This window comes from Lunatimonas sp. (genome assembly GCF_020832325.1).
GTDB lineage: Bacteria > Bacteroidota > Bacteroidia > Cytophagales > Cyclobacteriaceae > Lunatimonas.
In genome coordinates this window covers 79,930-103,401 of sequence record NZ_JAFIEU010000017.1, presented here as the reverse complement: position 1 = coordinate 103,401, position 23,472 = coordinate 79,930, and the positions used below count along the sequence as shown (strand labels likewise).

Here is a 23,472-nt window from a genome sequence, read left to right as displayed (position 1 = left end):
CCAAATTATTTTACGATAATTTATTTACATCATATAAAACACCAGTTACAATAAAAAGTAAATTTTTAAAAATCTGTCATAAATGGTGTATTAAAAATTTAAGATATTTAACGATGAGATGTAAAGTCTGCGAAATCAATAAATTTTCAACTTCCGAATTTTCCACAATATATGATTTGGTGGGTGAGGCATCCACACCTGTAAAAGCCCAATTGGACTTGTGAATCCCATTTTCGTCCATTCCTTCCCTCGCAAGCCGTTCATTATCGGTTTTTAGCTTAATTGTCTGGGGAGAAACTGCAGGCCAACAGTCCGGTTATGCATTCCATAACAAGTTATGATGTTCCCTGCTTAGGGCCGTTGCTGAAACATGGACTAAAAGAATTCAAGCCCGAGGCAATCATATATAATAATCTATGTACGACTACGAATCGAAACCTTCGGCACAAGCTGCCCATCCATGCGGTTAAAACCTAGCCATTTAGGATGCTTTCATAGTACTCGGCGAGTGATCCCACCAATTTTTTATTGCTAAATTTGGCGACGACTAATTCTCTTCCCTTTTTGCCCATCGTATTCCTTAGTTCATTGTCGTCTAATAAGTTACGAATACTATCTGAAAGCGCATCAATATCTCTCTCCGGTACCAAATGGCCTGTAATGCCCTCCAAAATGCCTTCTGGAATACCATTATGACGGGTAGCGACCACTGGCACTTCCATGGCCTGCGCTTCCTGAAGTACGAGCCCCTGTCCCTCTGAATTCCCGTCCGAAGCTGTGATGCTGGGCAACACAAAAATGTCCGCAGCAGCATAAAACTCCTTTATTTCTTCCCGATTCTTTGCGCCATGCAAAAAAACATGTCCATTTAATGAAAGTTCATCAGTCAACTCTTTCAATTTCTCAAATAGAACCCCATCCCCGACAATATGATATTCCAAATCCGGATAGCTGCGGAGCAGTTTAGAAAAAGCCATGATACCATAGTAAATCCCCTTTTTTTCTACCAGTCTCGCTACGGTCAACAATCTTTTTCCTGATTTAAGATTAGAGGATTCCTGAACGCAATATTCCTCCAAATTCACGCCTAACGGTATGGTAATAAGTTTACCCTCTGGAAACTCTAAATCTTTTAGCTTCGATTTCAGGTAGTTGGAGATGGTTATAAAGCCGTCAAAATAGGGTATTAAACTCCTGTAGTATGCTGCATCCAGATTATACCTAGTAGCGTCATAGCCGTAAAAACTCAACAGTAACTTCCCCCGGATGATGTCCAGCGATTTGGCATAGACAGCGATCTTTCCAAGGGGCCCAAAATGGCAATGGACAATATCATATGCCTCCTTACCTATTAATGGCAACAATCGAAAAAATAGGGAGATTTTAACATCCGACGGATAATTAGAAGAAAACATGCGGCTTATGGTTTCAATATTCCCCACATTTCTGATGATCAACCAGATGCATTTCAGTTTGGCAGCCCATTTGGAAGTGGGTGATGATGGCGGATAGTAGGTCCGGCTTAAAAGCCCGAACCTAGAGACTTCCGTATGCATCTTTTCTTCTAGCTGGAACTTGGAAGGAAAGATGTCTACCTCATATCCAAGGTCCAATAGACCGGTGACCTGGTTGAGAATAAAGGTTTCTGAAAGTTTGGGAAATGATTCCACTATAAACGCAATCCTCATAACTTAAATAAGTTGTTGCCTCGCAAAAGAATACTGTTTTCTCAAGACACTCAATTCTTCATTTGAAAGGTCATGATTTTCCCGTAGAAGGCAAAACAGATCGTTTTTGAACCGAAATATTTCGTAGCGATCCGACACATGCATTACCGATCGATTTAAATCTGTCTCATTTAAATGCTTGTATTCGAAAAGTATGACGGTGGGCTTGTACCTTTCCAAATTAAACTGTGATAAAATCACCCAGTCATACCCCTCTGTGTCAATATGCAGCAAGTCAACACGCTCAATTTGGAACTGATCCAGCAATTCTTGCAGTGTCGAACCCGCTAGTTCAAGTTCTTTGATAAATGGGGCTAAAATGCCTCCCAAATGATTGAGGATATGCTGTCGGTTAAAAGAACCAATTTGATCATACCATTCAGGTAAGTCCGGTATAACGTATTTCGCATGTCGGTCGACGTAAAAAAATTCCCCTTGATTGCCATCATTGACCGCACCGTTATAAAAACGGAACCGTTCTGGGGAATCAAGGGACATATAATTATCTCTCAATCTGTGCAGCAAATAGGGCACAGGCTCTACGAAAAGACCCCGCCACCCAATACGCTCCTTCATCAATGGATAAAGCGGATCCCTCGTCTTTCCATCATTGGAACCAATCTGAACTACGGAAGCATGTTGATTTGAGATTGCTTTTGAAATCCAACTGATTTGAGACATTGGTGAAGCACCTTCGTTTTTAAACGGAAGTCCAATTCTCCCCTTCCATTTAGGCTTCATGGATTACCTCCTGACTTTTGATATACGATTCAATAAATGCGATACCCCTTTCAAAATCCCCGGAGTCAAGCATTTGCTGCTTAAGCCTTTGGATGTTTTTTACATAAAAGCTTCTATTGGTAAGTAATTCGTCAACCTTGTTTTCTATCTGTTTTGCAGTATCTTTTTTAAGCTTTCCTCTCATTCCCAATCTATGGTAAACTACCCTGGCCGCGTTTCCCGGCTGGTCCAGGTTGGGATTTAGGGGAAACACTAGCATGGGGGTTTCCAACAAAATACATTCGGTAATGGACTGCATCCCTCCGTGATTAATCATCAGGTCCACGTTTTTTATCAGATGCAACTGGGGCACCGACTGAAACAAGTGTACATTGTCTGGAACCGGTCTGAATCCGGAGGGATCAATATCCCTGCCTGTGGACAGGATCAACTGCCAGTTTCTTCGGAGCAGGAAGATATTAATCAATGAAACAAAAAACTTGATTCTGTCATTGCGGAATTCAGTGTCATAGGATCCCATAGCACAGTAAACTTTGATACCCTCTGTGGATAAAACTTCACTGACTTTATCTATTTCGCTTTGATCTTCCCTTCGCTCGGTATCTACCACAGGCCCTATATGAATTTGATTACTGGGAAAGGGCCTGGGAAAATCAAAGTGCCTGGGGGAAAGGATCAGTTCGGGAATGTCTTTCCATCCAAAATGGCTACTTCGTTTTGTAACAAATTTGGGATGTCTGTTTAGTTGCTTCATATACCGCCTAGCCATGTGGTACCAGCTTAGACGTTCAGGGCTGACATTATCCCGGTGATCTTTCCATTTCTTTTTAATCAAATGTATGATCCAAAGACCCTCTACAAGCAAATTTGTGAAAAGTGGGATCTTGCCCGGAATATAAGAAGATTGAAAAGGCGGAATCCCAGGAGCTTTGTTTTGACATACCTTCGTGGAAACGGTAATAATCGGTATCTTACTTTCTAAAAGATGAACTGAGTAATATATAAAAGAAGCATCTAAAATCACAAGTTTAGGGTTATAAATCCGAATGGCTTCCCCAAAAAAATTCTTACTGCGAAAGGTTCCTTCAACTATTTCTTTTAACTCTTTTGGATGGTGCATTTTCTTGGAAATCTCTTCGAATTGAAAGGCTTCCTGACGTAAAACTAGCCTGAATCCTTCTTTATCTATGATTTTCATGCTCTTAGGATTACTTAAAAATAATATGGAAAACCCAGCATTCTTTAATCCTTTTGCCAATTTAAACATCGCATTTAAATGACTACTGGTATCTAATACTGTAAAAAGGATCGTTCTCATAGTCCTAACTCTACATATCCATTACTCTTTCTCTAATTCAGAAATAAGAGATTCGTACTCAATAAAGTTAAAGTGATTTATTTTATTTTTCCTAATTAAGGTTATCTCCGAATTTTTTTTCGTCAGACCGACCTCAAAGGAAATATCCAACGAGTCAATAAACACATAGCTTTTTTTAAATAGATCAGGGTACGCCTTAATAGTCTCTTGTTCCGGCTTTCTCTTAAATATTAATGCAGTAGAGTCCGGTAGGTGACTAACAGCATAGTCGTAAAACCGGTCCTTGCACGTGTGGCAGCCATAGTCCAATACTATTATATATGAGTCATACAACAAAGGAAATCCCATTCTAACTCTATAATCATTGAATCTTGAATCTTGACTACATGTAAAAAATATAAATAGCAGGGCAATCAATTTGGAGTTCTTATTGATTCTCATAGTCACCACCCACATTAAATCGCACCACCCTATACCTGAAATGATTTTCGTCATAGTCAGGATGGTTTTCATTATTTAGCGAAATATATAGTCCTTTCTCTCCAACAAACATGTTTGTTGAAGTATGTATTTCAAACTTATCAAATAAATGTTCACCAAGAACGTTCAACTCATTATCCAAAACCATGATTCCGGCATATGGTCGAGACCTGACAATAAACCGCAATTCCTCTGATGATAGCTCATTATCTGACTTATAGCTGGGTATAAATACCCGGTAAAATATGTCTCTAAAACGATCGTAAATAAAAGGACCATATTGCTCACTTTCTAAGGTGTTTTTATTAGCTTCTTCAAAACCGGATGGAATATTATCCACAAAATTGAAACGGTTAACATAAACAGATTTAACCTCTTTTCTTTTCACTACCCTCTTGGTGGCACTATCGAAAACCTGAATTTGATGATCATAATATGGGGCGATATAAATTTTTTCTTCTCTCTCATCCCATGAATAATCCGTAAGCTTCTTCCCATTATCCCAGTAGGTATTTGAATAAAAAACCTCATGCCAAGATGTACTTTCGGTACCAAAGGAATAGCTAAAAACCAATTGATGTTTAGCAATCAGTTCCTTGCCCATTTCGTGATGATCCATAAAATAAGGTTGGGGACCATAAATTTCCGCCCCTATTTGTATAATTGGTTTGTAAAATGTAGTTATTAAGGCTGTAACAGAAACCATTTCATTGGGTACTTGTCTTTTTAATAGAAGCTCTCCCTTAAAATTGATTAGTCCAATTGCAGGTGGAGAAAAGGTAAGCCAAATCGAATCCGCACCTGTAAGGGTTGCTCCAAGAAATCCCTTAACACTGTTTGGACCCTCAAAGGTTAGAGGAATTTTATGATTCACCTCCCCCTTAGAAAAATCAATAAATTGGTAGTTTTTTTCTACATGATTATAAGCAAATAGAAATGTGCCTGAGTCAGTTTCTATAAACTTTGTGTTTCCAGGATTTACTGAAATAAGGTCATTTGTCTTTATGGAGATTTCTTCAATTATTTCCATTTTAAAATGTCGTTCTTGAGTTTTCTTTTTACAACCAGAAGATAATAAACTCAAAAAAATAATAAATATGATCTTTTTCATAATTAATAAAAATTAATAGAAACAATGAATATAGATAACAAATTAGCTATCTATATTCATCTTTTGATAATTACTGATTTTAGCACCCTTCGCATATGCAAGGAAGATTAAAAACCGCTATCACACAGCCATCATGAGGTTCACCAGGTGCATCAAACCAATGGCACAACTCAACATCATTTTGAGCCTTTACTTCTGAACTTTGCCCAGTAACAAATCCCAAGCCCACCACCGCTGCCAACGATCCAAATAAAAGAACTGGCTTTTTAAAGAACTTTTTCATAAGAGTATTATTTTGAGTTGTAAAATGATTTATCTAAAGTAGAAAAAAAAAGATGATATTTCCAAATTATTTTACGATAATTTATTTACATCATATAAAACACCTGTTGCAATAAAAAGTAAATTTTTAACGATCTGCCATAAATGGTGTACTAAAAATTTAAGATATTTAACGATAAGATGTAAAGTTTGCGAAATCAATAAATACCTAACTTTCGAATTTTCCACAATATATGATTTGGTGGGTGAGGCATCCACACCGATAAAAGCCCAAGTGGACTGGTGTACTTCGTTTTCATCTATTTTATACCTGGGAAGCCGTTCATTATCAGTTTCTAGCTTATTTGTCTAGGAAGCACCTGCAGGCCAACCGTCCGGTTTTGCATTCCATATCATGATATGATGCTCACTGCGTACGGCCCGTTGCTGATAGCCCAAGTTTTTATAGTGCGAGAAGGTATGTCGTTTATGTCCTGAAAATACGTATTAGCATAAAATTAATTAGATTTGGACTTCACTATTCGAATCATGAAACAAACACTATCACTAGCCACTGCCCTCCTACTGCTTTTTTCCTGCGCTGAAACTGCAAAAAAGGCCGACACGGTCTACCTCAACGGCCTCATTTATACTGTAAACGACCTGCAGCCCACCGCCGAAGCGGTGGCAGTGGCCGACGGGAAAATCCTTGCCGTCGGCACCACCACCGAAATTGAATCCTACATAGGAAAGGAGACAACATCCATTGATTTACTGGGAAAAACGCTGACTCCAGGGTTTATCGAATCCCATGCCCACCTGATGGGCATAGGGTATAACAAGTTGGAAATTGACCTGATGTATGTGTCTACTTACGAGGAATTGGTCGAAAAAGTCGCTGAGGCTGCCCGGTCGGCCGAACCCGGCGAGTGGATCACGGGACGGGGATGGCATCAGGACAAGTGGATAGAACTTCCTAAAGATGCCGTAAAGGGTTTTCAGGTGCATGATGCACTCAGCGCAGTCACACCAAACAACCCAGTATACCTGGCCCATGCTTCCGGCCACGCCTCCTTTGTCAATCAAAAGGCCATGGAACTTGCGGGCATAGCCACCTTGGGTAGTGAAAATACCCCTCAAGAAGTAGTGGGCGGCGAAATCATCCGGGATGCGCTGGGGAATCCCACCGGTGTCTTGGTGGAGCGGGCCTCCGGCTTAGTAAGCCGCCTTGTACCAAAGGACACGCCCGAACGGGCTGAAAAAGCACTGGAACTGGCACTTCAGGAGCTCGCCGAGAAAGGAATAACCTCCTTTCACGATGCGGGAAGTGGGCAGGAAGTCATCGACTTACTGAACAGGTTCAAGGAAGAAGGCCGACTGACCTCCCGAATGTATGTGATGATTTCGGGACGACAACCAGAATTGATTGATTCGTGGCTTCAAAAAGGACCATTTGTAGACCCGGATCATATGGTAACCGTTCGGTCCATCAAACTAAATATGGACGGAGCTCTGGGACCTTGGGGTGCCTGGCTACTTGAAGATTACTCAGACAAGGCCGGGCACCGGGGACATGAAACCATGCCAATGGCCTTGGTAGGGGAAATGGCCGAAAAGGGACTTAATAGCGGATTTCAAATCTGCTCCCACGCCATCGGAGACCGGACCAACCGTGAAGTACTGGATCAGTATGAGGCAGCTTTTGCGAAATTTCCCGAAGTGACCGACCATCGATTCCGTATCGAACATGCGCAGCACCTGCACCCCGATGACATCGGACGCTTTGGGTCTTTGGGCGTTATTGCGGCTATTCAGGCCATACACCTAAGTTCTGACCGCCCTTGGGCTATCGGTAGACTGGGTGCCAAACGCATCAAAGACGGAGCCTATGTATGGCAGAAGTTGCTGGCCTCCGGAGCAGTCATCTCCAATGGAACCGATGCCCCCGTGGAGCCTTTGGACCCCATCCCCTCTTTCTATGCCTCCGTAACCCGTAAAACACTAAAGATGCAGCCCGATGGAGGATACGAACCTGATCAAAAGATGACGCGTCAACAAGCCCTTAAGTCCTATACACTTGACGCAGCCTATGCGGAGTTTGAAGAGGAATTCAAGGGATCTATTGAAGTGGGGAAAGCGGCGGACTTTACTGTTTTTGACCAAAACATCATGGAAATTCCGGATAACGAAATCTTAAACACCCGGGTCTTTATGACCGTGGTAAATGGAAAAACGGTATACCAAGCCGACTAATCGGATTGCTGCTTCTTTAAAAAATCGAGTTATCTGAAAATTTAGATGATGGGTTCGGCTTTGTGAGGAAAACGATAGATTGAGAGAAAGGTGTATATTTTTGATACATCAAGCAAACTGGCACATTGTTATTTTTGATTACAAAAAGAGATATTTCATGTTTTTATAATTTGATTTTCATAGGTCATAACTTGTCCCGTGACGAAGGAAACGGGATGGAATCTCGCTATGATAATCATCCCACTGTGTGACGGGTACGTCATGCTCGATTTCATGTGTTTATAATTGTTTTTCAGTTGCCACCCCGATTTATCGGGGCAGGCTATGGAATCTCGCAACGATAATCATCCCAGTGTGTGACGACCTCGTCATGCTCGATTTCATCTGTTTATAATTTGATTTTCATAGGTCAGATGCCTGCCGGTAGGCAGAGAATCTCGCAATTACAATCATCCCTCCGTGCGTCGCCTTCGTCATGCTCGATTTCAGCAACGCATGCCACGACCCCATTCGGGGTCAAATTGATCCGGGCGATTCCGGTATTTATATAAACATGTGATCTCTCCGAGATCTTTCTTACATCCTTTCTCTATTTTAAGCCATTGATCCCAAAGGGATCCATGTTTATAGATGATTTCGGTCCAGGAAGGTTAGACCGCATAGGCCATTCTTGGATGTTATTTAATACTATAAAGAAAAGGTGCTTTATTTTTTGCACCTGTATACATCTTTTCTTGCCGTTGCAACACGTCCAATTCCAAAATTCGCTTCTGAAAGTTGCTGCGGGTGAATTTCCTTTCGAAAATGGTTTCGTAAATCTGTTGCATTTCTTTCATGGTAAACTTCTGGGTGGTGCGGATGTGTTTGTGCATAATTTAAAAAATGCTTCCGATGGCTATGCGGTGTTGCTGGTAAACCCGAGAGAAGCTGAGGCTTCCCTTCATTTACCGACGGATGCAATGCAGTATTTACTCACCGCTGATGATTTCCTTTCCAAAGAGGTCAAACTGAATGGCAAGACACTCAAACTAAAAGCGGATGATAGCCTACCTGAAATTCAGGGTAAGAAGGTATCGGCTGGAGAATTGGTGATGCCATCCAAAAGCATCATGTTCCTGACATTCACCACAAATAAATAACAGCCAAGTATTAAAATCCAGATTGGGCTATGCACTTTATTGCCCATAAATTGAAGAACCATCTTCCGAAAAATTCCTAAAATCGAAACCCAGGATCACAATGAGAAAATTTGAATTAACACTGATGAGTATCTTATTCTTCAAAAGGATCCAAAAACAAAGAAAAAAAGCAGGAATGAAATATTACCTTGTAGAGCAGGACCAGACCTTTGATGGTATGGAACCTTTAGAGGCTATCCAGATCAGCCATGATTCCCTTAAGAAGTTTGGTTTTAAATAATTGCAAAATCCTTGAGGTTGCCAAAACACATTCCTATTCCAAGCCAGGAACATATTTCATTACCCGCAGAGCGGATTCCCAACGCAATGAAAATAATCAAACTCCTTTTACCCGTATCCAAAATTTGGATCGTGTTAGCGTAGTGTTAAAATACTACTATATTCTTCCTAACCTATCAACGCATTTATTCCGCACCGTTGGTGCTTGGGTAAATAGGTTTCTTTGTACCTAGTGCTTCACCCTAGGCTAGTGATTTTGCGCCGTTGGCGCTGTTTGTACTAAAATAGAAATCCTTGGCGATAAGGTCCAGCTTCTCCCCATAAACCAAGTACGGTCTGCGATTTAAAAGACCTTCGAGGTTGGGAAAACCACAAAGGTCAGATGCCGCAAACCAACCTTTCGTATAAAGCTCTATATGAACTACTGTGAACTATGTAGCAAAAAAACCTTTTCGAGAGGTGCATTTAAAGACCTTCGGGGTTTGGGAAAACCCCAAAGGTCAGAGATGTCCGCGAAGCCAATATTTCGCCGAAGGCATATTTCTACTTATTTCGCGCAGCATATATCATTCAATATCGCCGAAGGCAAATATCGCATAGCTAATATCAATTAAATATCATTTCAAGGTGGTGTCAACTCACTCCTTTTCAACACCAACGAAAAAAGTGATTCCCCATCCTCGCTTATCAACCGAAACGTTACCTCGGGATCGGACAATTGGGTGTCGAAGGTGAATTCGCCAAAGGCATAGGTATTGTCAAACCCAAATAGCTGCGTCTCCCAGTCCGTATTGGTGGCGGCTGGACCATGCCGGCCTCCCAGGCTGGCAGGCTCGAATTCATAAAACTGAAATCCTGATTCTCTGGGAATGGTAAATCCCCTCGCCCCGTGGCGGTCTCCGGAGATCAAAAGAACTCCGGGAATCCGGTGCTTTTCGATCAGTTGAAAAATTTTCTCCCTTCCCTCCGGATCCCAAACTCCCCAGGAATCCTTTCCATTGGATACATAATCGCTCCACATGGTGCCACAGGAAAGAATGATAAATTCTCCAGTGGCTTCCAGCAACTGCTTTTCCAACCAGTCCATTTGTTCCTCACCGAGAAATGCTCCCGTTTCCTCATCCCGAAAAAACCGGTTGTCGACCATTATGACATCTACCGATCCAATTTGTGTCTTGAAATACACACCTTCTTTTTTATCCTGATTTCCATATCCCGGATTTGCCCAGGATTGGGTAAAGACTTCCCGAATGGATGTCCTATCCGCTGCTGTAAAACCCTCCGGAATTCCGGAAAGGTCATCGTCCATATAGTCGTGGTCATCCCAAGTGGCGTAAACGGGTACTTTGGAACTTAGCTGGCGCCAAGCTGGGAAAAGATCCCGCATCAGGTAATCAAAGCGGTGCATTCCAATTTGATCCCTTCGGTCCTGCACGGCAATGTCCCCACCGAGAAGCATCGCATGCGGTTTTCTGGCAAGGATTTGTCCTACTTGCTCATTATTTCCCAAACCCCAGCGGTGAAAGCAGGTTCCAAAGGCAATTCTTATCGGTTCATCCTCGGGAAGGGTATTTAAAATAAGCGGGTTGTCGAATTCCACCGGTTCTCCGTCTATCATGGTGGAGACAGGATACGAGGTACCCGGCTCCAAGCCGTGAATTTTCAGGACAGCACTCAAGTCTGTTTTTGCTTCGGTTTCCACAGGGCCAAATATTCTGACCGTGCCATGGTCTTCAATCGCCGCAACCACCATGGATGATTTGGAAGTACGCACCCAAAGATCCACTCCCTCTTGGCTTACATTGCCCCATACAGGTCCTCCGAGGAGAATTTTCTGATGAGTTTCCACCCAGCTTAGATAGTTCTGGTCCGCCAAAAGCCTATCAAAATCGGCCTCTTTATGGTTGGAAAAAACAGTATGTAAGATTTCTGCGAGTTCATTCTCCTTTCTCAAATCCAAGTCTGGCGTCCAATGGTTTAACATATAAAGACTGGTCTCCCAGGAGCGGTTTTTGCTCAGTTGCTGATGGGTCCTATCCCCCACCATTTGTGCAAATGTTGGGAGGGATAAAAAGAGAAAGGCGATTACTAGGGAATTTTTCATAGACTTACCAGTTCATATCAATTCCCAAGCTTTGGGGATCTATGTCCCATTTGGCAAAAAGAAACTTGGACATGCGTAGGTCATAGTTGTGGCTTTTAAATTCCCCAACCATTTTAACCATATCCACTACCGCTTGCCGCATTTCAGGGCTATTGTCATCCACATTGTCTACCACGTTGAGGGCGTGTCCTCTGGCAAAGGGGTTTTCTGACTTGAGCGCCCGTAAGAGGGTCTGCTTACCCGTTTCTTTTTCACCCATCAGGTACAGGCATTCCGCGGCAACAATGGCTCCATTATGTTCCTGATCCGATGCAAGTTTCTTTAAGTTGGCTAAAACAGGACGGGATTTTTCACCCAAAATCAACAAGCCTGTCGCCCCCCAATAGGTCAGTGCGGGGCTATCAGAATCTAGCATAGCTGCAAGTTTTTGGGGATCCGGATTGGGGTTGGTGGCATATTCGGCAGCATCCACCAACGCGGTCAAATCCACCTCTCCGGAACGCATGTAGTCATACGGGGTGGTATCTTTCGTAAGATCTACCATGGTTGCTTCCGGAATAAAGCCCGCATCTTTGACGTCCATAATCCAGTCCCGATTGGCAGCCCGCATGCGCTCCAATACTTCCTTGTAAGCGGGATCCCCCGCCAGATTATTTACCTCCCAGGGGTCATTTTCGGTATCATACAATTCCTCGACCGGCTTGGTGTTCCAAAAAATGGATTGGACGTCATTGCAATCCCCAGCTTTATAAGCTGCTTCCCAAGACCGGATGGAGGGTGCCCTCCAGAGATAATCAATAAACTGTCCATAAATCCGATACGGCATATAATTTTTGATATACCGGTATTTTTGGTCCCGGACCGCCCTACTCATGTCGTAGCGCTCGTCCATTCTTCCCCGAAACATAAAAGCATACTCGGGATCTGCCGTCTTTTGCTTTCCCAAAAAGGCATGGCCCTGTAGGTATTCGGGGATTTCCACTCCGATGATGCTCAACAGCGTAGGCACCAAATCCACAAAACTGATCAGCCGATTTACTTTTGATCCAGGCTTTTCGGCAGGATAGAGGTGCTTATATTTTTCGGGTATATGGACAATAAAGGGAACTTGTGTGCCGGATTCATAGACAAAGCGCTTACTTCTGGCTAATACGCCCCCATGATCTCCATAATAGAAAATAATGGTATTCTCCTTTTCACCGCTTTCTTCCAACTCCTTCAAGATACCTCCCATCCAGGTGTCCATGTCTTCCACCTTATCGTAATACTGGGCCCAGTCGTGCCGCATGTCCGGTGTATCCGGATGATAAGGGGGCAGGCTCACTTCCTCGGGATTATGCCGCAACTCTTCCAAAGGAGTACGTTTGTGCAGGGAACTCTCATGGGAAATGGTGGAATTGAAGATCGCAAAAAAGGGTTTTCCTTCCGGTCTGTTTTTATAATGGGCATCTCGCCCCAATTCATCCCAGGTATTTGCCGTTAGTTCCGGGTTGATATTGAAATCCTCCTTTTGACTGTTGGTGCAATAATATCCCGCCTCTTTGAGGTATTCGGGATATAGCTTGACAAGGGATGATTTATCGTAGTAACTGCGCATGTGTTCGTGACCTCCCGAATTGGCATATACCCCAGTAATGATCGTGTTGCGGGTGGGCGCACACACCGGCGCATTGGCATACGCGTGGGTATACAGGAATCCCTCCGCCGCCAACTTGTCCATATTCGGAGTAGTCGCAAAATCATCCCCATAGCAGCCTGCAAAAGGACTGTTATCCTCACTGGTAATCCAAAGAATATTTGGAAGAGGTAATTCCACTTCTTCGGGTGGGGAACAAAAAAGACTCAAAAATGGGAGCAACAAAAGGCAAAGATTTCTCATGTCCGGGTTAATTGGGTAAATAGGAAACAATCAGAAAGATAAAAAATAATTCGGCCGCAGGCCATATTTCCACGCTATTTCTACCCTATTTCAAAATTATTTTGCATCAATATACACCTTACAAAGCCTGCCTTGCCGTCATAAACCGCCAGCTAACCGTTGACAAATTGTTCGGCTTGCCTTTTTCCGGATTGGACACTTCACCCTTCCAGCTACCGTTCTTCTGCCTGGTTACCGACAGACGTCTCCAGGAATAGGCCCCTCTCTCGTAGTCAAAGGTCTCCCCGTCATCGTCATAAAGCAAGTACTCGCCTGGCTTTTCGCCATAATGCCTGACTTCCAAATTGTATTTCTCTCCATTTCCCGGAGCATGTAATCGGGCATCCGTCAGCGGAATCAGCGCACCATCTTTGACAAATACCGGAATCTTATCCAAACCGGGGGTTACCGTAATCACCTCTCCCTCTCCGACAAACTCCCCGGAATAAAAATCATACCATCTTCCGGCCGGCAGCACCACCTGACGGGTGGTTTCCCCCTCAAACATCGGAGCTACGAGCAGGTATTCCCCCGCCATGTACTGATCCTTTACTTCCTTCCGTACAGCCTCCGCATAGGGGTTGGTTTCCAAATCTGCCTCACTATCAGCTATCGTAAGCGGCCCACTGCCTACCGCAAAACCTTCTTCCAAGCTCATCCCGCGAAAAGGCGGCGTTCCCTCGTGGTGGTATTTGGCAAACTCGGTATACCAATAGGGCATCATCTGCATCCTCAGAACGGCCATTTGCCGCACTTCTGCCTCTACTTCGGGAAAAGACCATGGCTTGGTCCCGCTAGCCCAGGCATTGATCATGGCCATGGGCGAAAAGACCACCGTTTGCATGCGTCTCAACCACTCTTCGGCTGACTTGGAGGCCCTCGCCTCTGGCGTCCACAGCACCCCTGCATAGCCGCTATTGATCAATGCAGTAATAAAATCTCGGTGATTGTAATAATCGTTATAAATCACATAGGGAAAAGAAGTCCCACCTCCATTGGATGCGCGCACCAAGCCATAGGTACGCTCGTTCTTTTTCCTATACAGATCAGCACTTTGCTTTTGTACCAATAGCCCGTAGGTCTGTCGGATCTGCTCGGCGGAAATGCCAGATGGAAATCGGGCGACATCCGGCCAAAGCCACTCATCGTAGCCATCCACCTCATCGATCTTATACCCACTGACTCCCTTGGCCAGATGTTCTCGTTCGAATATTCCCCAAAACACCTGCTGTGCAGCGGGAATGGTAAAATCGGGCACCACGCCCGCCCACACCGTATGGGTTCCCGTATAGGGCAAAATATCATTATATATGGGCGATTCGGGGGATACAAAAGGATTTACCCAAAGATTAATCCGGATACCTTTCTTCTTTAAATCTGTCATGAATCCTTCCGGGTCGGGAAACCTTCCGGAATCCCACACAAAGGTATTGGGATAGGACTTGCTTAGCCATCCGGGTTCCAGCCCCACAAAGTCCAAAGGAAACCCCCGGTCTTCAAATTCTTGGACCTCCTGCCTGACTTGCTCATCAGAAAATAGACGGTGTACCCGCTGGGTAAAGCCAAGACCCCACCGGGGCGGCAGAGGGCCTCCACCGGTATAAAGGTTGTAGCGGCGCACGGCGTCTAGGGGAGTCGGCCCGGCAAACAAATACACTTCCACCCCGCCCACAGGGATGCGCATTTCTACCGCATCCGAATAAGGACGGGCAGTCCAAGCATTGTCGGTGTTGCGGTCGCGGGCTTCGGGAGGATCTGGACTGTCCTGTCGCGACCCTGTGCCGGCATACACATCGATGTATCTGGCGGAATTTACAAATACCCCATAACCCTCAGAAGATACGTAAAAAGGGACTGGCGCATGGGTACGGCCATTGTCGCTATTTCCATAGTGATCCACATGCAGGCGGAGGATTCGGCCGCGCTGATGAACCGTCTTGAAATTCAGTCCAAACCCAAAAATCTGCTCCTCTCGTACCAACGGCAGTCTCAATTGCGTTTGATTTTCCGTCACCTCACCTACAATCTGAGCTGAATCCAATGGAAATGGAGCCGCTCCCAGCTTGCGCAAACCTTCTAGCCTAGGCGGAACTGCCGCAGCCGATAATAGGTCAAAATCATCCGGCGTCCCAACCACTATCTTCCAAACGCCAGGAGCTACTTCCTCCCAACCATGTTGGGCACTCACGGCAAGGGACAGAAAAAGGAAAAGGGCGAGGGTAAAGAAGGCATTTTGGTACATTTCGCTGAGATTTAGAAAGAAATTGGTTAGCGAGATTGGTCAAACTGAGAAAGATCCAAGCTAGGATCAATGCGCTCGTTCGAGAACAGCATTTCATTCCAGGTCACAGGCCGCTGCATGGTCGCTGCCTGCCTCCCCAAAATAGCAGTGAGGGTGGAATCTACAGCCGTATCCAATTCATTTAGAAAATTTCCGGACTCGATGCTTTCTACAAAGCTGGTTACTTTTTTCTGATTGGAGTCGTGTAAGGAGGATGTGAACACGCCCGCTGCTTGCTGTTCCCGGCTGGCCTGACTGGTGCTTTCCCGAAGAATGCCCGAATCCCAGGCATTTTCTCCATTGATGTATACGCCTCCACTGTAGGTCGCCACGGCGATACCCTTTGATCCGATAAACCGGGCGCATACATCGCCGAAGGTTCCTCCAAACTGTGTGGAATGAAAACTGACACTGATGTCCTGCGGGTATTTATAGATCACCTGGTAATTCTTAAACGCGTCCCCAAAGCCGCTGCCTCCATTGTAACCCGCCATGCCAATGGCACTTACGGGTGTCATCCCCAAAGCCCAATTGCAGACGTCCAGCATATGTACCCCTTGGTCCAGCAGGATGCCGCCCGAAAGGTCACGAAAGAAAAACTGGTTACGGATGCGTACCTCATCGTAGGACATTTCCGGACTTTGGACAACAGGCAGCCCGGAGGAAAAATAGTACAGCTGCGCGTTGATGATATCGCCGATGGCACCCGCGTGGATCCGCTGCATCAGCTCCACATAGGGAGTTGCGTAGCGGATTTGAAAGCCAAAGACTCCACTTAAGTTCTTAAGTTCCTTTCCAACAGCAGCTATTTGCCTACAACCAAATACATCCATCGCAGCGGGCTTTTCGCAGTAAAAATGTTTTTTCGCCGCAACGGCAGCCTCCACAATCTCTGGATGGGTATAGGCAGGCGAAGAAATAAGCACTGCATCCACGTCAGCTCTTTCCAGCAACCTCAAGTAAGCCTGAGAGCCCTGGAAAACATGGGAATCCGAAACAGCAGCGAGTCCTTTGGCCGCATTCAATGCATCAAATTTTGGCTTTGCCTCTTTTAATTTATCCGGAAACAAATCCGCCATAGCCACTATTTGGATGGAAGTATGCTTGGACATGGAGGTGATGACTGAGGTGCCCCGATTGCCACAACCAATAATCCCTACCCGAATGGCAGAGTTTGCGGCGAAGCCGAAAACCGCTGTGGGGCTGAGTACCGTAAATGCGGACAGGGCCGCTGCGCCTTTGATAAAAGATCTTCTGTTTGTTGAAATCATGGGGTATTATTGTTTAAAGCGTTGGGCATTAAAAAACCTGCCAACCGAAGAAAGTATCTATAGGACTTTATCAACAAGTTAGGAGCTTGTACCTCACTATTGCATGCGAAACTTGTTGGCAGATCTGACTATGCATGACAATTTAGTAGTTTTTTGTCATATTCCTTGGCACATGGTAGTGCCTTAGCAAGCTTTCTATTTAAATCCACCCTGACCAATAGCTGCTAAGTGAAGACAATTACTGTGCTATCATACTGTTTAACAATTTATTATAGATTTTTTCTATAATAAATACCCACCTAATTGATGACGAATTGAAAATCCAACCCGATAGAAAATATCAATTTATTTTTATTTGGATTTAATCTAATTAATATAATATTTGCGTACTATTTAAAATTGATCTAAATAAATGAAACCTACCCTACTGATATACCTCCTCATTTCGGTCTTGGCCTGTACCTCACCTGCTACCGAAAAACAATCCACCGAGCAGAAGCTAATCACCGCCGGGGGAACGATCACTGAAATTGTGGCCGAGCTTGGGTTTGGAGCATCCATCATTGCCACGGACATTACGTCCACCTACCCGATTAGCATGCAGCAGCTCCCATCAATCGGCTACCGAAACCAGATCAAAGCCGAGGGCATCTTGGCTTTGGCACCAGATCAGCTGCTGACAGAAAAAGGCTACCTCAGCGAGGAAGCTATCACGCAACTCAGGCAAACAGGTCTTGAAATACATGAATTCGAAAAGCCAAAAGACCTGGAAGGTACTTACCGAATCATCGAAGAGCTGGCCACATTTTTAAATGTTCCTGAAAAAGGAGCAAAAGTACGCGATCAGCTCCGCAAGGATATTCGTGAATTGGAGGAGTATCTCAGTACCGTAGATAGAGCGCCCAAGGCGGCCTTTGTGATGGCCCGAGGTACCGAAACGGTTTTCGTGGCCGGAGAAGACACATTTGCAGAGTCGCTTTTTAGGCTAGCCGGTATTCAGTCCGTAGGGCGGGGTTTCAAGGAATTTATCCCGTTAACTCCAGAAGCGCTTATCTCCATGAATCCCGACTATTTGCTTTTTTTCGAGTCAGGCCTACAGACACTTGGGGGCAAAGAGGGTGTCCGACAAATCCGAGGGATCGAGCAGACCAATGCATTTAAAAATGAAGGTATTCTTGCCTTTGATGGGCTCTATCTATCTGGTTTTGGACCACGAGTAGGTAAAGCAGCGTTGGAATTGGCTAAAGCCGTGAAAAACTAACGGTATGATCCGCACCTTGCAAACCAACACTATTTCGAAGACTACCCGTCAAAACAGGCTATTAGCAGGGATGGCGTTTTCATTGATGCTGGTAGCCCTTTTTTCGGTGACAGTTGGTGCCTTTCCAATATCGTGGGCGAACACCGTCTCTATTTTATTAGAGCAAGCGGGAGTTGCCTCCCTTCTGCACTCGCCTCAGGAAGCAAATGTATTGCTACATATTCGCTTACCTAGAGTACTACTGGCCATTTTGGTAGGTGGAGGACTTGGCGTGGCAGGTGCTGCACTACAAGGACTCTTTAGAAATCCGCTGGTAGAACCGGGATTGATCGGTGTCAGTAGTGGTGGCGCCCTGTTTGCGGTCGTCTTCATCGTCTTTGGTGTCCACGTTCCTTGGGCAGGCGGACTATTGGGCAACTTTGGACTCCCTCTCTTTGCGTTTATTGGCGGCCTAGTAAACGTGCTACTAGTATACCGTACAGCTAATAGCGGAGGTAAAACCGACATTTCTCTTCTAATCTTAGCTGGCGTGGCGCTAACGGCGCTCTCCGGAGCCCTTATTGGTCTGACAATATTTTATGCCGACGAAGCTGCATTGCGAAACTTCACCTTCTGGAGTCTGGGAGACGTAAGCGGAGCAAATTGGAATAAGGTCCGCATTGCCCTACTCCTCATTCTTATTCCCGCCACGTTGATCGTTTCTCAACACCGAAACCTAAACGCCCTTTCCATGGGTGAAAATGAGGCGTTTCATATGGGCGTAAACGTGCAGAAAGTAAAATTTACCATTCTCTTTCTCAGTGCGCTTACTGTGGGGGTAGGCGTATCCATGACCGGTACCATTGGATTTGTGGGATTGATCGTTCCCCATCTAATCCGACTGAAATTTGGCGCTGACCACCGACTGGTGTTACCTGGATCTTTTCTTCTGGGAGCCGGTCTGCTGACGGTTGCAGACCTAATTGCCCGAACCATCGTGATGCCGGCTGAATTGCCTATAGGCATCATCACCGCCATCTTAGGATCCCCTTTCTTTATTTGGCTGATTTTGAACGTAAAAAAAAACCAAATCTGACATGCTCGAAGCACAAAACCTTCATTTCTGCATCAAAAGACGGCCTATTTTGGACCAGGCCAATATCTGCATCAAAGCAGGTGAATTTACGGCTGTGATAGGCCCAAATGGCGCAGGAAAGTCCACGTTGTTCAAACTACTTTCGGGTGAGCTTAGCTGCCAATATGGACGTATCACCTACAACGGCAATCGGATAAGAGACCTAAAAACAACCCAATTAGCAACTTTACGGGCCGTGATGCCCCAGCAAAGTACGGTTACTTTTCCGTTTCGGGCGCTGGAGGTCGTGGAGCTTGGTTTATTGCTTTCAAAACAATCCTTTTGCCCTACTAGCATTCAAGAGGTGATGACAGCTACCTCAACCTGGCACCTCCGGGATCAGCAAGTGGACAACCTTTCAGGAGGTGAACGACAGCGGGTACAATTGGCCCGGGTTTTAGCCCAAATATGGGAGGCGAAACCCTTCCCGCGGTACCTCTTACTAGATGAACCTACTTCCAGCATGGACATCGCTCAACAGCACTTGGTGTTGCAAGTCGTCTCCCAACTCAAAAGAAGACAGATAGGCATTTTGGCCATCCTCCACGATCTTAACTTGGCTGCAAACTACGCAGACAAGGTGGTACTTCTCAAAAATGGCACTATCCTTCACCAAGGCCCAACCGAAGAGATAATGACTTCTCAAAACCTTCAGCAGGTATTTGACTACCCGATTCAAGTCAACTCACAAGGCCCACATAAACCAATATTTATCAGCAGTCTGCCAACCAACCGGACTGCCCCTATGTACAACTACAAACTCGCATAATTATGGACACCACACTGCTTACTCCTTCTAAAACCGCCCTAATCGATGCTTGGGCTACGTTACGACTAAACGAACCAAACCTACGAATCAGAGATGCGGCAAAAAAACTCGGGGTATCTGAGCTGGAACTTCTCGCCACCACCTTAGGACCAACCACTGTGCGGCTAAAAGAAGACTGGGCGAATATACTTCTTTCCTGCCGAGAACTTGGAAAAGTGATGTCACTGACTAGAAACGAAGGTTGTGTGCTGGAACACAAAGGCACATTTCAGAAAATTACCGTACATGGAACTTCGCCCAACCAAATCGCCACGGTCATTGGCCCCATAGAGCAACGGGTGTTCCTAGGAAAATGGAAATATGGATTTGCCGTCGTAAATGAAACTTCCAGAGGTCCCCTAAGAAGCTTGCAGTTTTTCGACCAAGCAGGAGAGGCTGTCTTGAAAATATACTTACAGGAACGGAGTAACCTCGATGCTTACACCAAACTGGTGGATACCTTCAAGATGCCCGAGCCGTCCCAGCCCATCAAGGTGGAAGTATTTCCTGCAGAGGAATTTGCCTCTGACATTGATCGAAAAGCCTTTTCCGAAGCATGGGAAAGCATGAAAGACACCCACGACTTCTTCGGTATGCTCAAAAAGTTCAATCTGCATCGGCTCGATGCTATCCGGTGGATAGGTAAAAAATGGGCCTACCAAATTGACAAACTATCGGTTCGAACCATCTTGGAAACTGCATCAGCCGAAAAGATGCCGATCATGATCTTTGTAGGCAATAAAGGCAACATCCAAATTCATCAAGGAAAGGTTCGAACCATCCGGCAATTGGGCAACTGGCTGAATGTTATGGATCCCGATTTCAATATGCACTTAAATGAATCCCACGTAGGTTCCGCGTGGGTAGTTCATAAAAATACCGACGAAGGATTGGTTTCCTCCATTGAATTATTTGACGATCAAAAAGAGCTTATAGCCCAATTCTTTGGTCTCAGAAAACCGGGACTTCCACAGAATGACCGATGGAAGCAACTGGTTGATAGCCTGTAATTCTTCCCGGTGGGCAACTCCACCGGGAAAAAAATTTGCAACATGTATAGAATTAGTCTTAATAAATATAAAACCGCCACTTGGCTGCTACTTTTCATGGTAGTGGTGGAGGGTCTGGCAAATCCTGGTGACCTGATCTTGCTGAGAGACCGTAGCGGACAACCCATCCCTCACGCCATTGTACGTACAGAAAGTACTCAAACCATACCGGTATCACCCGATGGCCGATTTGAACTGCCCAGCCAACTGGATCCAATGACTTGGCTGGAGATTACGGCCTTTGGTTACGATCCTTTGAAGATTCAAGTCAAAGAGCTCCTTGCTACTTCCGTACTAACCCTAACCGAAAGAATCGGTCAGTTGGGAGAAGTAGTCGTATCGGCAACCCGAACCGACCGAAGTGTAGAGCACTTGCCTATGCCGGTGACCATCATCGGCAAAAACGCAATTCAAGAAACCGGTGGTATGCGGCTGTCCGAGGTACTTAGAGAGCAAACGGGCCTACAGGTAGTCGCTGACCATGGTTCGGGACTTCAGATCCAGGGTCTTTCTTCGGACTATATCCTGATTCTATTGGATGGAGAACCACTGATTGGACGTACCGCAGGTACCTTTGACTTAGACCGAATATCGGTTTCTAACATTGAACGCATCGAGATTCTACGAGGGCCTTCCAGTTCCCTCTACGGCAGTGAAGCCATGGCAGGGGTGATCAATATCATTACCAAAAGCAGCGACGAACCGGTTATAGCAAACCTTGATACCAGGTATCGTTCCTTCAACACCGCGGACCTCAGTGCTGAAGTTGGCCTCAACAAAGCAGATTGGAGTCTCTATGCCTACTACAACCGGTATACAACGGATGGATTTGACCTTACACCAGAGGTAGTGGGCATGACGCAAAGCCCTTTTCAGGCAAATACGGCTCAATTGAAATTGGGCAAAAAGTTTAATAAATGGGATCTGAAGGTCTATTCCCGGTTTTACCTAGAAAATTCCGAAAACACCCTAGAAATACGGGAGAGTAGCACCTCGAGACTAGCCAACCTAACGGGGGAACGCCGCGAATTAAACGTCAATCCTACCCTCAGCTTTCGACCAAACAAGCATTGGTTACTCACGTTGCGGGGTATGAGTTCGATCTTTGAAACTGCCATGCTTACTAGTTTTCAAGAGGATCATTCCGTGCTAGACAATCAGGATTTCAGGCAATACTACCACCGGAGCGAACTTCAACTAGATCATCAACTAACGAGCAAGCAATTGCTCACCATTGGCATGGGCCACCTGATGGAGTCTGTAAATGCTACCCGTTATGACGAAACCAATCGTTTCGATGCAGGATACCTGTTTTTACAACATCAATGGGATCCCACTGATCGTTGGAATATTGTTTCGGGACTCCGGGCGGATATCCATAGCCAATATGGGCAACAGTTGAGTCCCAAGGTAGCTGGGATGTATGCCTTCAGCAAGCGGTTTCGGTGGCAGGCCTCTGTAGGAGCGGGATTCAAGGCCCCGGACTTTCGTCAGTTGCTTTTAAACTTCAACAATGCCTCATCCGGATATTACGTATTTGGCGCCAATATGGTCCAAGAAGGTCTCGTCCGGCTGCAAGCCCAAGGGTTGGTTCAGCAAATCCTGATTGACCCTGGTCAATTCGGTACATTAGAAGCAGAGCGCTCCCAAGCCGTCAATACAGGCTTCCGTTGGAACATTACCAATGATCTGTTGGTAACAGGTAATTTTTTTCTAAACCACATCACAAACCTGATTGAAACGGCCCCGGTGGCTAGACTCACTTCAGGTCAGAATGCCTTCTCTTACTTCAATGTTGCTAGCGTCGTGACCCGCGGAGCCGAGATTGATTGGACCTATCGGATCACCGAAAACCTCCAAATCTCCATGGGATATGTGTTTTTGGATGCCAGAGATAGGGAGGTAGTTGAGCGGATTTCAAACGGAGAAATCTTTAAAAGGGATGGACAAAATCGCACCCAACGGGTTCACCGCGGCGATTATGGGGGATTATTTAACAGAAGTAGGCACAGCGGTAATCTGAAAGTAACCTATCGGGAACCGGCTTCGGGTATCAATTTCGCTTTGAGGGCCATTTACCGCGGAAAATTCGGGTTTGGAGATGTGAACGGCAACCTGATTTTGGATGACCCTAAGGAATATGCCCGAGGTCTTGCCAGTTGGAACCTCACACTAAGCAAAACCCTGGTAAATAGCCTGATGCTTGAAGCGGGGGGCTACAATCTATTAAACCAACTCAACCTATTTGACCCTACTAATCCGGGCAGGGTCTTTTTTGTAGGGGCCAAGATACCCCTACACCAACTAATAAAAACAACCCATAAATTAAACAAAAAATGAAACGAGTGAATGCAATC

18 protein-coding genes are annotated in these 23,472 nt (G+C 45.2%); 8 read left to right on the top strand and 10 right to left on the bottom strand.

Annotation, left to right across the window (positions count from 1 at the left end; genetic code table 11):
* Positions 1-473 precede the first annotated feature (473 nt).
* From JJU34_RS06320 to JJU34_RS06300, 5 genes are all read right to left on the bottom strand, one after another.
* Positions 474-1,688: a glycosyltransferase gene (locus tag JJU34_RS06320; protein ID WP_228691485.1), complete on the bottom strand. Its 1,215-nt coding sequence runs from the start codon at positions 1,686-1,688 to the stop codon at positions 474-476.
* A 3-nt stretch (positions 1,689-1,691) separates the two neighbouring features.
* The gene (locus JJU34_RS06315) at positions 1,692-2,468 is read right to left on the bottom strand and encodes an FkbM family methyltransferase (protein ID WP_228691484.1); all 777 of its coding nucleotides are present in this window, start codon (positions 2,466-2,468) and stop codon (positions 1,692-1,694) included.
* Positions 2,458-3,666, bottom strand: coding sequence for a glycosyltransferase (locus JJU34_RS06310; RefSeq protein ID WP_228691483.1), 1,209 nt, complete (start codon positions 3,664-3,666; stop codon positions 2,458-2,460). Before JJU34_RS06310 ends, JJU34_RS06315 begins: the two co-directional genes overlap by 11 nt.
* A gap of 547 nt (positions 3,667-4,213) precedes the next feature.
* Positions 4,214-5,377 carry a DUF4221 family protein gene (locus JJU34_RS06305; protein ID WP_228691482.1) on the bottom strand — a complete coding sequence of 388 codons (1,164 nt, stop codon included), beginning with the start codon at positions 5,375-5,377 and terminating at the stop codon, positions 4,214-4,216.
* Positions 5,378-5,456: 79 nt separating this feature from the next.
* On the bottom strand, positions 5,457-5,660 hold the full coding sequence (locus JJU34_RS06300; protein ID WP_228691481.1) for a hypothetical protein: 204 nt from the start codon (positions 5,658-5,660) through the stop codon (positions 5,457-5,459).
* A 527-nt stretch (positions 5,661-6,187) separates the two neighbouring features.
* On the opposite strand from JJU34_RS06300, the gene JJU34_RS06295 reads away from it, so the two are divergent.
* Positions 6,188-7,891: an amidohydrolase gene (locus JJU34_RS06295; protein ID WP_228691480.1), complete on the top strand. Its 1,704-nt coding sequence runs from the start codon at positions 6,188-6,190 to the stop codon at positions 7,889-7,891.
* Between the two features lie 677 nt (positions 7,892-8,568).
* Here the strand turns inward: JJU34_RS06295 and JJU34_RS06290 are convergent.
* Positions 8,569-8,718, bottom strand: coding sequence for a hypothetical protein (locus tag JJU34_RS06290; protein ID WP_301005335.1), 150 nt, complete (start codon positions 8,716-8,718; stop codon positions 8,569-8,571).
* Here JJU34_RS06290 and JJU34_RS06285 point away from each other — a divergent pair.
* On the top strand, positions 8,713-9,030 hold the full coding sequence (locus JJU34_RS06285) for a hypothetical protein (protein ID WP_228691556.1): 318 nt from the start codon (positions 8,713-8,715) through the stop codon (positions 9,028-9,030). The two genes, JJU34_RS06290 and JJU34_RS06285, sit on opposite strands and share 6 nt — an antisense overlap.
* A gap of 100 nt (positions 9,031-9,130) precedes the next feature.
* Positions 9,131-9,310, top strand: coding sequence for a hypothetical protein (locus tag JJU34_RS06280; protein ID WP_228691479.1), 180 nt, complete (start codon positions 9,131-9,133; stop codon positions 9,308-9,310).
* Between the two features lie 621 nt (positions 9,311-9,931).
* Here JJU34_RS06280 and JJU34_RS06275 read toward each other — a convergent pair.
* The 4 genes from JJU34_RS06275 to JJU34_RS06260 form a co-directional block, all read right to left on the bottom strand.
* On the bottom strand, positions 9,932-11,413 hold the full coding sequence (locus JJU34_RS06275; protein WP_228691478.1) for an alkaline phosphatase D family protein: 1,482 nt from the start codon (positions 11,411-11,413) through the stop codon (positions 9,932-9,934).
* A 4-nt stretch (positions 11,414-11,417) separates the two neighbouring features.
* Positions 11,418-13,292: a sulfatase gene (locus JJU34_RS06270; RefSeq protein ID WP_228691477.1), complete on the bottom strand. Its 1,875-nt coding sequence runs from the start codon at positions 13,290-13,292 to the stop codon at positions 11,418-11,420.
* Between the two features lie 118 nt (positions 13,293-13,410).
* On the bottom strand, positions 13,411-15,573 hold the full coding sequence (locus JJU34_RS06265; RefSeq protein WP_228691476.1) for a TIM-barrel domain-containing protein: 2,163 nt from the start codon (positions 15,571-15,573) through the stop codon (positions 13,411-13,413).
* Positions 15,574-15,599: 26 nt separating this feature from the next.
* Positions 15,600-16,883, bottom strand: coding sequence for a Gfo/Idh/MocA family oxidoreductase (locus tag JJU34_RS06260; RefSeq protein ID WP_228691475.1), 1,284 nt, complete (start codon positions 16,881-16,883; stop codon positions 15,600-15,602).
* A 412-nt stretch (positions 16,884-17,295) separates the two neighbouring features.
* Here JJU34_RS06260 and JJU34_RS06255 point away from each other — a divergent pair, with 412 nt between their 5' ends.
* The 5 genes from JJU34_RS06255 to JJU34_RS06235 are packed head-to-tail and all read left to right on the top strand — an operon-like array spanning position 17,296 to position 23,455.
* Positions 17,296-18,144: an ABC transporter substrate-binding protein gene (locus JJU34_RS06255; protein WP_228691474.1), complete on the top strand. Its 849-nt coding sequence runs from the start codon at positions 17,296-17,298 to the stop codon at positions 18,142-18,144.
* A gap of 4 nt (positions 18,145-18,148) precedes the next feature.
* Complete coding sequence (locus JJU34_RS06250; RefSeq protein WP_228691473.1) at positions 18,149-19,219, top strand: iron ABC transporter permease; 1,071 nt, start codon at positions 18,149-18,151, stop codon at positions 19,217-19,219.
* Position 19,220: 1 nt separating this feature from the next.
* Positions 19,221-20,027, top strand: coding sequence for a heme ABC transporter ATP-binding protein (locus tag JJU34_RS06245; protein ID WP_228691472.1), 807 nt, complete (start codon positions 19,221-19,223; stop codon positions 20,025-20,027).
* 2 nt (positions 20,028-20,029) lie between these two features.
* Positions 20,030-21,076 (top strand): ChuX/HutX family heme-like substrate-binding protein, encoded by a 1,047-nt coding sequence (locus JJU34_RS06240; protein ID WP_228691471.1) that lies wholly within the window; start codon positions 20,030-20,032, stop codon positions 21,074-21,076.
* Positions 21,077-21,118: 42 nt separating this feature from the next.
* The gene (locus JJU34_RS06235) at positions 21,119-23,455 is read left to right on the top strand and encodes a TonB-dependent receptor (protein ID WP_228691470.1); all 2,337 of its coding nucleotides are present in this window, start codon (positions 21,119-21,121) and stop codon (positions 23,453-23,455) included.
* The last annotated feature ends 17 nt before the right edge of the window (positions 23,456-23,472 follow it).